Genomic DNA, 14528 nt, shown 5'->3' on the forward strand with positions numbered 1-14528 from the left:
ACGCTTGAACTAACTCAGATTGGCTTCGCCATCAAGCATTAACTCGACCCAAAACGTGCTGCCGACGCCGGGCGTACTGCTAACGCCGACATTGCCGTGCATCAATTCCGCCAGCTGTTTGGTAATTGCCAGACCGATGCCGGTTCCCTCGATATCAGTGTGATCGGCGCCCAGTCTTTCAAATGATCGGAACAACAACTGCTGTTCTTGTTCGGCTAAGCCCTGGCCAGTATCGGTGACGGCAATACGCACTCTGTTGCCGCCGACCTGGCTGGTGGTCAAACTGATGCTGCCATTAGGGCGGTTGTATTTCACGGCATTGGATAGGAAATTCAATAAAATTTGCTTGGCCCGCTTGGGATCGACTTTTAGTAAAAATTGGGGGGACAGCGGATTTTGCACGATTAACTGCAAGCCTTTGTTTTGTGCCAGCGGCGCAACGAGGGTCTGACAATCACTTATCAATTCGGTTAAGGCGATGCTGGCGATATTTAAACTGATTTTGCCGGACTCTATTCTGGCTAAATCTAACAGCTCATCGATAAGGCCCAGTAAGTGCAGGCCGGCTTTGTGGATTTCATTGACCGAATCCAAATGTGTTTCGGCTAGCGGATGTTCAGGGTCGTCTATTTGCATGAGTTGGGAGAAGCCGATGATGGCATTCAGCGGTGTTCGCAGCTCGTGACTCATTTGCGACAGGAACTGACTTTTGGCCAAACTGACTTGTTCGGTGCGGTTGATCAGTTCTCGCATCACGGTCTGCTCTTGGGCTTTTTGCAAGAGCATTTTCGCCATGATCATTCGTTCGCCAATATCGTTGATGGTCAATACCGAGCCGATCGGTCGGCCTTTTTTGCCAAACAGCGGAGAAATGATCAAATTGGCATTCATCAGATGCTGGTCGGAACTCGAGAGTCGGCAATGATTGAATTCCAACGGCCCATGATTGCCGATACTTTGTTGGATCAGCTCGCTCAGTTTATGGGTGTTGCCGTCGATTTCCACGTTGAAAATATTGTCGATATGCTGAGTGGCAGCCTTGGATAGTTTACTGCTTATGATATTCAGCGCGGCGGCATTCATATATTCAATCCTGCCGTCGCTCGTTGTCGTGATGACGCCATCGACAATCGCATTCAAGGTGATATACGCACGTTTTCGTTCCGCGAATAGCGATTGGATCAGTTTTTCAAAATGTCTCCAACTGCGTAATGGGTAACTGGCTACTAACACCGCCAGCGAGGCTGACGGCGCAAACCAATAATGGCTGGTATGCAGTAAAACCAGGCAGAACAACAAAATCATCATGGACAATAGCAGCACCGACAACGGTAACCAGCGTGGGGAAAACACGGTGCTAGTCTTAATGGCTGCCCCGGCAAGTGTCAAGCTGAGTAAGAATTGCCATATCCACGGCAGTGGTTGCCATAGCGTCTGTTTTAATAAACCGTCCAAGCCTGCCGCGATAAAGTCTACGCCGGTCATCGGCCGATTACCGATTGCCAACGGCGCCGGTAAGTCGCGTTCTATGCCGCTGGCGGTTAAACCGACCAATACATATTTATTTTCAAAGAATTGATTAGGAACAACCCCCGACAACACATCCGCATAAGATACTCTTGTAAAATCGGTACTGGGATCGAAAAACGGCAACCACACTCGATAATCGCCGAGTAGTCCGTCGTTTGGCGCATTGAAACGTAGGCCAGGCAAGGCGGCGAGTATCTCCGGATGACGCAATGCGTAAATGGCTAGCGGCATGGCTGGCCACCGAGAATTGCCAACAGCCAGTTGCAATAAAATGCTTCTGCTGATGCCGTCCTTATCCAAATCGGTGTTAGCGTGTCCCAACACTGCGTGTTCGGTATATTCGGGCAAGGGTAGTGTTTGTACCAATACATTGCCGTTATATTCGACAATCACCGGCAAGACCACCGGTTTACCGCTAGCCAACGCTCGTCCCAATCGCGCATCTGACTCTGGATGCTGTTGATCGGCTTCCGAGAAAATGAAATCCAGTGCAATAGCGCGAGGATTGGCCGGCTGAAGCGTTTCCAGCAGGCGGGCGTGAATGTCTCGTGGCCAGGGCCAGCGGCCAAACTGTTGCAGGCTTTTTTGATCGACTTCGACGATCACTATCTCCTGCGAAGCGGGCGTGGCCAGCAGTTTGAGTTGGACGTCGTAAATCCAACGATCGAATCGCCACAGTGCGTCGGTATAGCTCAGGACAATCGCCAACAATACCAGTAACAGGACGATCAATGATTTTTCAAGGTGGCGTTTCGCCATGAGTCTGTTTTTAAGTGGAATGCGTTGGAAAGTATAGTGGTTGCGACAATCGATAACAGTAAATTTCTAAAGATTATTCCTTGGCGAGTGGGTGACTCGCACAGGGAAACGTTGTTTTATCGAGTGTCGCTAGCAAGCGGCAGGTTCGGATATTATGGGCGGAAATGGCTATACATATGGCATATCCAATTGCCGATCGCTTGTAGGGGATAATCTAAATCAATCATTGGCTACGCGCATACGATGCGAGCTCTGGCTATCAACGTTTTTTAGACTTTAACAGGGCTTTTAATCGATACAAAGTGTCCAAAGCTTGCCTTGGGCTTAAATGATCGGGATCGAGTTCTTCCAGTAATACCACCGCCGGATGGCATTCCTGACTGGTGAATAGATCGAATTGATTGATTTCCTGATGGCTTTGCTGCTCGATATACGCGGTATTTTCCAGCTGGGCCAGCTTGTTTTTGGCATTGGCGATCACGCTTTGCGGCACGCCCGCCAGAGCCGCGACCTGTAGGCCGTAACTCTGATTGGCTGGGCCGTCCTTTACCGCATGCAGAAACACGATCTTGTCGCCGTGCTCCATCGCATCCAGATGGATGTTATGAATGTTTTCTTGTTCTTCGGCCAGCGTGGTCAGCTCGAAATAATGCGTCGCGAACAGCGTGAAGGCCTGAGTATGCCGGGCCAGATAATCGGCGCAGGCCCAGGCCAGCGACAGGCCGTCGAAAGTGCTGGTGCCGCGGCCGATTTCGTCCATCAATATCAGGCTGTTGCTGGTGGCGTTATGCAGAATATTGGCAGTCTCCGACATCTCCACCATGAATGTGGAGCGGCCGCTGGCCAAATCGTCGGAGGCGCCAATGCGGGTGAAAATCTTGTCTATCGGGCCGCAGCGCAGAGACTGGGCCGGCACGTAACAACCGATATGCGCCAACAGCACGATCAACGCGGCCTGGCGCATGTAAGTCGATTTACCGCCCATGTTGGGGCCGGTAATCACCAGCATCCGCCGCTCGGCGGAGAAATTCAGATCGTTGGCGACGAAGGGGATGCTGGACAAGGCTTCCACCACCAGATGCCGGCCGCCGACGATGTCTATGCCGGGTTGTTGATCCAGCAGCGGTTGCGCCAGATTCAGCGTGTCGGCGCGTTCTGAAAAATTCACCAGTACATCCAATTCGGCCAGCGCATTGGCGCAATGTTGCAAGTCGATCAAGGCATCGCTGAGCGTATCCAGCAATTGATCGTACAAGGCTTTCTCGAAGGACAGCGATTTTTCCCTGGCGCTGAGCACCTTATCTTCGAAGGATTTCAGTTCCGGGGTGATGTAACGCTCCGCGCCTTTCAGGGTTTGTTTACGGGTGTAATGCACCGGCACCTTGTCGGCCTGGGCGTTGGAGATCTCGATGTAATAGCCATGTACCCGGTTGTAATTGACCTTCAGCGTGGCGATGCCGGTGCTGGCGCGTTCGCGCTGCTCCATGTCGATCAGGAACTGGTCGGCGTTCTGGCTGAGGTTACGCAACTCGTCCAGCTCCGGATGATAGCCGGGGGCGATGACGCCGCCGTCGCGGATCAGTACCGGTGGATTGTCGATGATGGCCTTTTGCAGCAGTGCCAACAATTGCGGTTGTTCGCGCAGTTGCGAGCGCAGGTTTTCCAGGTGCGGGTTATCGCTGTCGGACAGCTGGGTTTGTAAAGCCGGCAAGGTCGCCAAGGTGTGGCGCAATACCAGCAGGTCGCGGGGGCGGGCGGACTTTAGGGCGATGCGTGAGCTGATGCGCTCGATATCGCCGACTTGGCGCAGGCTGGTTTGTAAATCGCGATAGAGTTGATTCTCCAGCAAACTGGCGACGCAGGCGTAACGGCCGTTGATGATGCCGTGAGCGCGCAACGGCCGGTGTATCCAACGCCGCAGACAACGGCTGCCCATCGCGGTCGCGGTCTTGTCCAGCACGCCCAGCAAGGTGTATTGCAGCTGGCCGCTGGGATGGCTGTCCAGCTCCAGATTGCGGCGGCTGGCGGCATCCAGGCTGATGCTGTCGTCGCAGTTTTCGACGCTGATGCCCTGGATGTGCGGCAGGGCGCTTTGCTGGGTGTCGCGCACGTATTGCAGCAGACAGCCCGCCGCGCAAATCGCCGCCGGCAGATGTTCGCAGCCGTAACCTTTCAGATCGTGGCAGTTGAATTGTTTCAGAATCAGCTGGCGGCAACTGTCCAGATCGAAATGCCACGGCGGCCGCCGGCATAAACCTTTGCGTTCCTTGACGCCGGGCGGTAAGGCCTGGTCTTCGCTGTACAATAATTCGGCCGGATTCAGGCGTTCGATCTCGCTGAGCAACTGGGTTTCGCTTTTCAATTGTTGCAGCACGAATTTGCCGCTGCCCAGATCCAGACAGGCTACCCCGTAGTATTTGTCGAACATCGCCAGCGCCACCAGCAGATTGTCCTTGCGATCTTCCAGCAAGGCCTCGTCGGTGACCGTGCCCGGCGTGACGATGCGCACCACCTTGCGATCCACAGGCCCTTTGGATTTGGAAGGGTCGCCGATTTGTTCGCAAATCGCGATCGACTCGCCTTGCTTCAATAGCCGGGCGATGTAGTTTTCGGCGGCGTGATAAGGAATGCCGGCCATCGGAATGGGCTGGCCGCCGGAATGGCCGCGCGCGGTCAGCGTGATGTCGAGCAGTTGCGCGGCCTTTCTGGCATCGTCGAAAAACAGCTCGTAAAAATCGCCCATGCGGTAGAAAAGCAGGGTTTCTGGCTGTTGGGACTTGATACGCAAATATTGCGTCATCATCGGGGTGTGTTGCGTTTTCTCGTCTTGCTTGGTGCCTTGTATATTCTGGTTATTCATTTGTAAGCAGCCGATACATAAGTAATATTTTTTTGTTTTCTGTTGGGGGTAACATTATCGACATTTATCAGCACTTTCCCTTTTAGTATAGGGAATCTCTAAAAATCAAAATAACCTCCTTCTCCTTTATGCCCTTACGGGTACAGGGGGAGAAGGAGTTTTTAGAGGTTCCCTATAGGTTTTAGTGTTGGTTTTTCAGGTTATATTCGAGCCATCGCTCGCCACGAAAAACCTATACTAAAATGCAATTCAAAGGCCATAGCTAAAGCTTTGCTACCAGGACAGCATATGGCTTTTGATGATTCCCGGACTGCGTTTGTCTGCCATGGCAAAGGCGAGAACTCGGTTTTATCGATATAGAAGTACTGTTGATGGACAGGCAGGTGTCAATTGGCCATTGGCCGTCTATGTCATTTCCAGTGGCTATTGTCGCTTGGGAGGCTTTGAAAAACCAGCGTGATTCTGGTAGTGATCCTGCATTAGCTGCAAAGCAAGCAAAATTAGAGGCAAAAGCTTAATTAAATAAGCAAGAAGCAAAGAAACAGAAAACGCCTGCACGGTAAGCGTGTTTTGTGATGAGTATTTGGCCTGGTTGTGGGGGCGCAACGATCGAGGAAAAGGACATCATGGAATTGGTTGCCGCGATCAAAGCCTCGAATAACCTGACGCAGACACAACCTATTAAAACTTGCTAAGCCTCGAAAAATCACTTGCGTGCTTTCGTTGGCGTATTGCGGAGGCAAGGGCTGGATTATGCGCCACAATTCATACACACGGTCCTGTTTGATGCTAACTTGGGCGTGTAACATCCAACTTGAGATGTATGGGTAGTGCGTCAACACCTCCCTAATCCTAGGCAGGCTCTCCATATTCCGCTATCTGCTGAGGTGATTAGTCATGAATCGTACACTGGTCAATATCATCATCGATTTGGTTGCAACGCTGCTGTTCTTAGGAATGATTGCAACCGGTTATTTGTTGAGGTTTCCGTTGCCGCCTGGTAGTAACAAAACGCTGACCTTATGGCGCTTGAGCCGGCACCAGTGGGGCGATATTCATTTCTGGATCAGCCTGGGACTTTTGGCTGTACTGGTTATCCATTTGGCACTTCACTGGAACTGGATCGTCACTGTTATCGGCAAGCGTTGTCGCCTGATTAAAACCTCGCAACCTTCGCTAGTGCGTAGCGCGATTTGGACTCTTGGTGTTTTTATAGGTCTATGTATTGCTTTCGGCTGGCTTGCCCAAAGGGATGTTAAAGAAATGTCTCAGCCCGTTTGTTCGTCTATGTCAGTTAAAGACCAAAACGATACACCGAAGCTTGATTTAGCCAATGCTGAGTCAAGTGCGTATCACGTTAAATCGCTGGTATGGGACGATGTATACCCGATTTTTGCAACGAACTGTCTTGACTGCCATGGTCCACAGAAACACTATGCCGGTTTTCGGGTCGATAAATTTGAAGATTTCTTTAAAAATGGCAGTGGCCCCTCTTTAGTACTGCCCGGCCAGAGCAGCGAAAGTCCTTTAATCGCTATCATTTCGGGGGGGCGTGCCAATATGGCGATGGCTGAAAGCCATAAACTCTCCGACTCGGCAGTATCACGTATCAAAACCTGGATTGACCAAGGGGCGAAATGACTAGAAAGTTTTTGTTAGAGCTATTTCCATTCTGATCATCTTGGCGGATTTAGGTATCAAAATTTGAAAACTCGGCCTCTCCGATTTAAAGCCTGTTTCGCCCTGACTTGTGTTGGAGAATCAGCAGGGTTTGTTGGTGGGGTGTATCTGACAATACAGGATGGAAGATTGCAAAGGCCGCGGGTATGAAGAGCCAGACATATGTTGCTGCGGCCGGCGTTGTTGGCGGCTGGCAGCATCGATGATAGCGGCTATCTATATTTTGTTTCCAAACCTAAACTCTTCTGGCTGTGATTGACGGCATGGAAACTGCTGTGTTGATTTGTTGCCTACTGAGGCGGCGCCGTCGCTTCGTTCAAACGGCAACGCTGGGCTTTTGAGAGGTTTAAGTGTTGATCCATCATAAATTTACTCACCTTGCGCTGTTTTTCGCGCTGACGTTTGCTTCGCTGCAAACGCTGGCTGAACCAGGAGCGGAAGCTGGTACGGAACAGGTACGGGCCAGTTTGATTGCCTCGGCCGCCGCTGTGCACCCGGGCGACGAAATCCTGATCGGTGTACACCAGCAGATCATTCCGCACTGGCATACCTATTGGAAAAATCCAGGCGATTCCGGTTTGGCCACCAAGATTCAATACCAGTTGCCGCCCGGTTCATCGGTGGCCGAGATTCAATGGCCGACGCCCAGCAAAATTGTGCTGGGGCCGGTGGTCAATTACGGTTATCACGATGCGGTGACTTTATTGTCGACGCTGCGGGTAGCGGACGATGCTGAGTTGGGTTCGGAGTTGCCGATCAATGCCAAGGTTAAATGGTTGGTCTGCGAGCTGACCTGTATCCCGCAGCAAGTCGAATTGGCGCTGCGGCTGCCGGTGGTGGCGAAGGGCGTTGCTGTCGAGCCGGGAAGTCCGTTGGTTGAAGCGGCCAAAGCCAGTTTGCCGGCTGATTTACCCTGGAAGGCCACACTAGACGAAGATGCGGCGAGGCTGGTCTTGCGAGTGAGAGGCGATGGTCTGCCGGCAACGCAAAACCAGGCCATTTTGTTCTATCCCGAACAGTGGGGCCCAATTTCGCATGGCGCCGAACAAACGGCGAAGTTTTCCGAAAATGCTATCGAATTGCGCTTAAAGCCCGGTGATCAGCCGTTAGAGCCTGGCCAGACTTTGAACGGCGTGTTGGCTATTGGAGCCGATGGTGCCGCGCGCGGTTATCGGGTCAGCGCGGTATGGCCGGGAATCGTAAAACCATCAGCATCTGTGCCGGTGGCCGCCAATCTGGCTTTGCCGACAGCCTTATTGCTGGCGCTGGCCGGCGGCCTGGTTTTAAATTTGATGCCTTGCGTGTTTCCAGTATTGTCGATCAAAGCTTTGGCGGTGTTGCAGCAAGCCGGTCATCATCGCTGGCAAACCCGCTTGCACGGTTGGGCTTACGCGGCGGGGATTTTAGTCAGTTTTGCCGGTCTTGCCGGCTTGCTGATGGCGTTAAAGGCCGGTGGCGCCAGCATTGGTTGGGGCTTTCAATTTCAATCGCCGCTGTTCGTATTGGCGGTGGCGTATGTGATGTTTGCGGTTGGTTTGAGCTTGTCCGGCGTGTTTACCATCGGCGCCTCGGTCGCCGGCATCGGTTCGGGTTTGGCGGCCCGTTCCGGCTATTCTGGCAGTTTTTTTACCGGCGCGTTGGCGGCCGTGGTGGCGACGCCGTGTACCGCGCCGTTCATGGGTGCGGCGATTGGCTTTGCCTTGAGCCAGCCGGCCTTGGTGATGCTGGCGGTATTTTTAAGCTTGGGCGCCGGCTTGGCCTTACCTTACTGGCTGCTGTGCCATTGGCCGGCTCTGCAACGCCGCCTGCCCAAGCCGGGCTTGTGGATGGAGCATCTGAAGCAAGGCCTGGCGTTTCCGATGTATGCGGCGGCAGCCTGGTTGATTTGGGTGTTGGCGCGTCAAGCAGGGCCTGCCGCAGTGGCCGGGGCCTTGGGCGGCTGTGTGGCAATCGGCTTTGCGGCTTGGTTGTATCAAATCAGCCGGTATTCAAGCGATGGCAGGCGCCGCTTGGGCGGGGCCAGCGCCGGTTTGCTATTGGCTTTGGCGGTCGGCGGTGGCTATTTTGCCGTTGACACCCCAGCCCTTACCTCCCAGACAAGCAATGCCAGTGACGAGCATTGGCAAGCCTATAGTCCAGATGAATTACGCCGATTGCGTGCCGAAGGCAAACCGGTGTTCGTCAACCTGACCGCCGACTGGTGCATCAGTTGTCTGGTCAACGAGCAGGTGGCGCTGAGCCGCGACGCGGTGTTGAGCGCCTTTCGCGAGGCAGGCGTGGTTTATCTGAAAGGTGACTGGACCAACCGCGACCCGGCAATCGCCGGTGTGCTGGCCGAATACGGCCGCAGCGGCGTGCCCCTGTATTTGTATTTCGCGCCCGGCGCGCAGACTGCGGCGGTGTTGCCGCAAATCCTGACGCCGGACATCGTCATCGACGCCGTAAAAGGTGCCGCCAAACTTTAAAATCAAACCAAGGAGTTTTCATGTTATCGCAACGTCTATTCGGTTTTTTCGCATTGAGTTTGACCCTGTTGATCCATTCCGGCGCGGCGCGGGCTGAGCCGGTAGTCGGCCAGCCCGCGCCGACGTTTTCCGGGGCCGCCGCCGAGGGTGGTACGCTGAATCTCGCCGACCTGCGCGGCAAGATTGTGATTCTGGAATGGACCAATCACGAATGCCCGTTCGTGCGTAAACATTACGAGTCCGGCAATATTCCCAAAGTGCAAAAACAAGCAGCCAGCCAAGGCGTCGTCTGGCTGCAAGTGATTTCCTCCGGGCCGGACAAGGAAGGTTATGTGGACGCAGCGACCGCCAAAAAGCTCAATCAGGAACGCGGCGCCACGCCAGCCAATGTGGTGTTTGATCCGAGTGGAACTATCGGTAAGCTTTACGCCGCTACCAACACGCCGCAATTGTTCATCATCGATCCCAAAGGCGTGTTGCTGTACAAAGGCGGCATAGACAGCATTCCGTCGGCCGATCAGGACGACATCGCCAGCGCCGAGAATTACATTTCCTCGGCTTTGAAGGAGCTGGCGGCAGGCAAACCGATCAGCAAATCAGTGACTAAACCGTATGGTTGTACCGTTAAATATGCCGGTTAATGCCCTTGCTAGGCGAGTTTGTCTACTGTTCGACGGGTAGAGGCGCAAAGATTTACGTTTTTGCCTTAGTACCCAGCTCATGAATAGATTGCTGTTCGCGATGCTGCTGTTGCTATCGGCTTGCGCGCCGAAAGAATATTTTCGTACCGAGATTCGCACCACACCCTGTCTAGCCAGTGTCGGTGAGGATTGCAGCGCCGCGAATTTAGTGGTCAACCAGCAAGACGATTATGCGCTGGGCTTCGTGGAGTTCGACGACGACGGCCGCTTTTACGATCAACGCCAGGCCGATGCCTTGCTGAATTGCTTGCAAGACCAGCGTCAGCCGCAATATGTGGTGATCTACGCGCACGGCTGGCACCATAACGCCAGGGACAGTGATAACAACGTCCGCCGTTTCAAGGAAAGTCTGCGCGACATCAAGCGCCGCAATCAACAACACCGGGTGGTGGGAGTCTACCTGGGGTGGCGCGGCGAAACCGTGGAAACGCCCTGGTTGCGAGCGTTGACCTTTTGGGGACGGCGGTCGGTCAGCGAACGCTTGGGCCAAAAGCAATTTCTGGATTTCTTGTTGAATGTCGAGACTGTCGTCAAACACGATGCCGATCCGAATAATCGCTTGCTCACCATAGGCCATAGTCTGGGGGCTTCGGTGCTGTTAAACGCCTTGCAGCCGGTCTGGCTGCAACGGTTGCAACAAGGCCGCGGTGATCAGGCCCGTTTCGGTGACCTGGTGTTGCTGGTCAATCCGGCAGTTGAAGCCCGGCGCTTTGCCGACTTGCGAGCGGCGGTCCGCCGAGTCGGCGCGACAAATCGGCTTGTGCATACCAACCCGTTAGTGGTGGTTGCCAGTTCGGAAGCCGATAACATCACCAAAAATATGTTTACCTACAGCAGAGCCGTGCCGGCTTGGTTTGAGTCGGTGTTGGATCCAGTCGAGCAGGTGGACATGCAGGGCGCTTCGCAATGGGATTTAGCCGCGACCGCCGTCGGGCATTTTCGCGGTTTTATCACTCACGCTGAAAATCTTGGAAACGGAGCGATAGCGAAGTGAAGATTTTTAGTCCGCGATAGCCGTAGCGCCGGGCGGGTTTTCGTAGTGAAGCGGAGAAAACCTGCAAGGCATCGCGAAACGGCGTCAAGTCATGCGAGAGCCAATGTTTCGACCCCTTGTTGGGTCGAAACGAGGTGACGCGGACGAATCGGGGCCGCCGGAGGCATAAGCGGTCGCGTAATTTTTGCCGCTTGATTGGGCTGGGATGCCCAAAACAAGCTTTCGCAAAAATAGCGACTCCCCGATCGCCTGGAGACCACGGACGCTACGTTGGCGAATCAGGCATGTCCAACCGGTTTGGAAGTCAGCGGCACCGATCTTTCGGGCCGACAGCAAATCGCCGCACAGGCCTGGCCCATGGCCGGCGCTTCAATTTGGCGGGTGGCGAACGGTTTGCAACTGCGGCCCGTGGCGGATATGCCATTGGATGATCCGCTCTGGGTAGTGCAAACCGATAGGTATGTGTTGCCCAACCACGGATTCATGGCGCAAAAGCCGTTCTGGTGCTTCATCGAGCAGACCATGAATCTGGCAACGAGTGCTTACGCTTTAAATTGAACGGTTTTTTACTGTTGCCTGATAGTGAGTGAGGCTACTTTGCACCACGAACGAATATCAGCAGGAACGGAATCGCCAGCGGGCCAAACAAGGCGCCCATGGCGCTCCAGAACGCGACGTGTCGGGAGCCGCGCGATTTTGCGATGGAATGGCAGACGAAGACGCCGATAAGGTTGAGCAATATCAGTAGGAGCATTTCTATTGACATATCATTTATCCACGTCGCGAGAGGCCTGGAACGCGACGCGTCACCGGATGGTGGCGTTTATCGCCACTTGTTTTATTTGGGCCGCGCATCGCCCGGATACCAGAACTGGCTATGGCATTGCTCGCAGGCTTGTTCGACTTCGCCGCCGGCTTTTTCCAGTTCCTCGACGTTTTTGGCTTCTATCGCCAACAGTAAGCCTTGCGCGGCAGTTTGCAGGCCTTGCGCTCTTTGCAGGTATTCCTGGCGATGCTCGGCAATTAAGGTTTTGATCGCAGCCGGCGTCAGTTCGGCGCCACCACTGGAGGTGACGGCGTTGGCGGCCGCAATCGGCCGGTCTTCAATCAGCAATAGATTCGCTGCTTCGGCCACGGACGAGGCATGTTGGCGCAGCAGTCGCCAGTCTTCGTCGGTTTGCGGCTGGCGTTCTTCGGTGCCGCTCGCCGTACTGACCGAGGATACCGAGTTCCAGACGAAATCGATGTTGGGGTCGATGATAGCCGTCATGATGTCTTGCAGCGTCGCGACCGCTTTGAAAGGAATTGGCGGCGTAGCTGGTTCGGTTGTAGCAGTGTTGCAGGCAATCAATATACCGGCAGAGGCTAGGCTGCAGGCAATAACTTTTAAACGTGAACTAGATTTACTGAGAACAAGCATGGTTGAGCAATCCTGTGCGAATAAAGGAAGACACTTGATGTGAGACGCTTTGAACTTGGAAATGGACGTTTCGGCGTTAAGCAAAAAAGCCGATAAAGCGTCCGGCAAAGGCTACTCCCAGCCACAGGCTTAACACCAAACCGCCGGTGGTTTTTGCCAGCCATGTGCCGCGAGAGCCGGAAGCGGCGACCCAACGATAGAGCGTGAAATAAACCAGCAAGGCCACACCCAGCAATACGAATTTGGCCCAAAAGAAATCGTTAGTGTAATAGCTGGTGGCCGCCGGGATGAAGATCAGCAAGCCCGACACCAATAATAGTGTCAAGCCGGTCCAGAACAATTTGCGGGTACTGTGCTGAATTTGCACCAGCGGCACCTTGCTTAGCCCCAAACCCAGCAAATTCAGGCTGGTCAATAGCACCGATGCCAGCAGCAAAATCATGCCGGCGATATGGCCCAGTTCCAGTACCGCGCAGAACAGATGATCCAACCCGCCGACATAGCGGCCAAATTCGCTGGATTGCAAAGTTTTGAAGAATTCGAGAGCAGACATAAGGATTATTGGTAACTCAGGTAAGGGATCAAACGGCCGGCGATCACCACCAGGCTCCATAAGGTCAGCGAGGTGAGTCCGGCAAAACGGACCGCGCCAGGCAACAGCGGAGCATCGCCCCAATGCCCAACATCGCGGCCCCATTTCAATTCAAACCACAAGGCGTTGATGCCGGCCAAGGCTATGAACCCCAGCTTGTAAAAAAACACCGGCAGCGTGATGATTTTCGACGCCGTCGCTACGAACAACAAAATCCCGGTCACGAAGATCACCACAAATCCGCTCAGCAGCCAGGGCCGCAGCGGGTGCAGCACTTGCCCGACCGGCAGTTGCGGCAAAAACAGGCCGAGCAGTCGCAAGTCGACGAAAAACAATAGGCCCAAGGCCACTGCCAGGCCGATCAAATGCAGGCCTTCGATCAGCGGAAACATATACACCGACTCACGCAACGCGGTGCCAAGCTCGGAATCGTTAAGGGTTTGGGCGAATTCGATTAAGGACATGATGAACCTATTTCTGAGGAGCTTCGCTGGCGACTAAGCCAAAACCGCCGTTATTCTCGGTGCAAACCCGTTCGTACTGGTCCAGGATCGGTTCCTTTAGTGGCTCCTTGCCGACGTAATTAGCCGGTTCCACTTCGAAGTGCCAGCCGTTGGGCTGATCCTTCGCGGTCCATTTGCGGGCCGGTACCGTCACGGTAAACGGCCGGGTGTAGACGGTCGGATCGGTCAACACGGCCTCATAGGTATAACGGTCGCCATTGTTGCTGAATATGTAACGTTCCTGGATATGGCCGTTTTCGCTGATGAACTCGCCGGAGCGGCCGAACAAGGCCTTACCGTTTTGGTTGGTGACATCCACCACCAGCGTGTTGCCTTCCCAGTGGCCGCGCGAATCGCCGTTCCAGAGTTTGATGTTCTCCGGCAAATGCGGTTTGCCGTCCAGATGGATGATGCGGGTGCCGGAGTTGAATTGAAACAGCACATAGCCCGGATATTGGCTGATCTCGTAGCCGTGCCAAAACAGCGATTTCGGCACGCCGGCCGGTGCGCAGCGGGCCAATGGCTCGATGTATTCCGGTTTGGTTGGGTTGTGGAAACCGACTTGAAATGCCTTGACCTTTTCCAGCGCCCAGGGCTGAAACGGCACCTGGCCGTCTACGGGGTCGCTGACCCGGCTGGGCGCGCGTTCTTCGCGCGGACCTTTTGCCAAGCGGTTGGGATTGGGATCGTTGAGGATGCCACCTTGCGGGTCGGTAAAGTTATTGTGATTGGCGATGGTGTTCGACCAATGGCCTTGCACGTCCGGTTGGCCGTCGGCGGTTTTCGGGCCGGTCCATTTACCGGAAACGATCTTGGGGAAACTTCTTTCCTGTTCGATGCCGGGGCCGCCTAGCTTTAGCGGCTTGGTGGCTGGCTGAGCCGGTTTCGCGGCGGCCGGTTCCGGTTTGGTTTCCGGTTTTTTTGCCTCGTCGGCAGCATGTATGCTTGGAGCGGCAGTGAGCATTACGCTGATTGCCAGCCCGGAAACTAGTGCCGAGCGACCTGAGTTAATTTGTGTCATAAC

General features: G+C 54.2%; 12 protein-coding genes. 5 read left to right on the forward strand and 7 right to left on the reverse strand.

Annotation, left to right across the window (positions count from 1 at the left end):
• Positions 1-9: 9 nt before the first annotated feature.
• Both QZJ86_RS09350 and mutS read right to left on the reverse strand, forming a co-directional pair.
• Positions 10-2289, reverse strand: coding sequence for a CHASE2 domain-containing protein (locus QZJ86_RS09350; protein ID WP_301938417.1), 2280 nt, complete (start codon positions 2287-2289; stop codon positions 10-12).
• Positions 2290-2548: 259 nt separating this feature from the next.
• Entirely contained in the window at positions 2549-5149 is a 2601-nt protein-coding gene (gene mutS / locus QZJ86_RS09355) for a DNA mismatch repair protein MutS (protein ID WP_301938419.1), read from the reverse strand.
• 897 nt (positions 5150-6046) lie between these two features.
• On the opposite strand from mutS, the gene QZJ86_RS09360 reads away from it, so the two are divergent.
• The 5 genes from QZJ86_RS09360 (at position 6047) to QZJ86_RS09380 (ending at position 11547) form a co-directional block, all read left to right on the forward strand.
• A complete protein-coding gene (locus QZJ86_RS09360; RefSeq protein WP_301938420.1) occupies positions 6047-6790 on the forward strand; it encodes a DUF4405 domain-containing protein in 744 nt (247 codons plus the stop codon).
• A 389-nt stretch (positions 6791-7179) separates the two neighbouring features.
• On the forward strand, positions 7180-9294 hold the full coding sequence (locus QZJ86_RS09365; protein ID WP_301938422.1) for a protein-disulfide reductase DsbD family protein: 2115 nt from the start codon (positions 7180-7182) through the stop codon (positions 9292-9294).
• A gap of 20 nt (positions 9295-9314) precedes the next feature.
• Positions 9315-9935: a redoxin domain-containing protein gene (locus QZJ86_RS09370; RefSeq protein ID WP_301938423.1), complete on the forward strand. Its 621-nt coding sequence runs from the start codon at positions 9315-9317 to the stop codon at positions 9933-9935.
• A gap of 79 nt (positions 9936-10014) precedes the next feature.
• On the forward strand, positions 10015-10989 hold the full coding sequence (locus tag QZJ86_RS09375; RefSeq protein WP_301938424.1) for a hypothetical protein: 975 nt from the start codon (positions 10015-10017) through the stop codon (positions 10987-10989).
• A 270-nt stretch (positions 10990-11259) separates the two neighbouring features.
• A complete protein-coding gene (locus QZJ86_RS09380; RefSeq protein WP_301938426.1) occupies positions 11260-11547 on the forward strand; it encodes a hypothetical protein in 288 nt (95 codons plus the stop codon).
• A 34-nt stretch (positions 11548-11581) separates the two neighbouring features.
• On the opposite strand, the gene QZJ86_RS09385 is transcribed toward QZJ86_RS09380, so the two are convergent.
• From QZJ86_RS09385 to QZJ86_RS09405, 5 genes are all read right to left on the reverse strand, one after another.
• Positions 11582-11755, reverse strand: coding sequence for a hypothetical protein (locus QZJ86_RS09385; RefSeq protein ID WP_301938429.1), 174 nt, complete (start codon positions 11753-11755; stop codon positions 11582-11584).
• A gap of 72 nt (positions 11756-11827) precedes the next feature.
• Positions 11828-12409, reverse strand: coding sequence for a cytochrome c (locus QZJ86_RS09390; protein WP_301938430.1), 582 nt, complete (start codon positions 12407-12409; stop codon positions 11828-11830).
• 76 nt (positions 12410-12485) lie between these two features.
• The gene (locus tag QZJ86_RS09395; protein ID WP_301938431.1) at positions 12486-12962 is read right to left on the reverse strand and encodes a DUF6644 family protein; all 477 of its coding nucleotides are present in this window, start codon (positions 12960-12962) and stop codon (positions 12486-12488) included.
• A 5-nt stretch (positions 12963-12967) separates the two neighbouring features.
• The gene (locus QZJ86_RS09400; RefSeq protein ID WP_301938433.1) at positions 12968-13465 is read right to left on the reverse strand and encodes a DUF6644 family protein; all 498 of its coding nucleotides are present in this window, start codon (positions 13463-13465) and stop codon (positions 12968-12970) included.
• 7 nt (positions 13466-13472) lie between these two features.
• Complete coding sequence (locus tag QZJ86_RS09405) at positions 13473-14525, reverse strand: hypothetical protein (RefSeq protein WP_301938434.1); 1053 nt, start codon at positions 14523-14525, stop codon at positions 13473-13475.
• Positions 14526-14528: the final 3 nt, after the last annotated feature.

This window comes from Methylomonas montana (genome assembly GCF_030490285.1).
In the GTDB taxonomy this organism is placed as follows: Bacteria; Pseudomonadota; Gammaproteobacteria; order Methylococcales; family Methylomonadaceae; genus Methylomonas; species Methylomonas montana.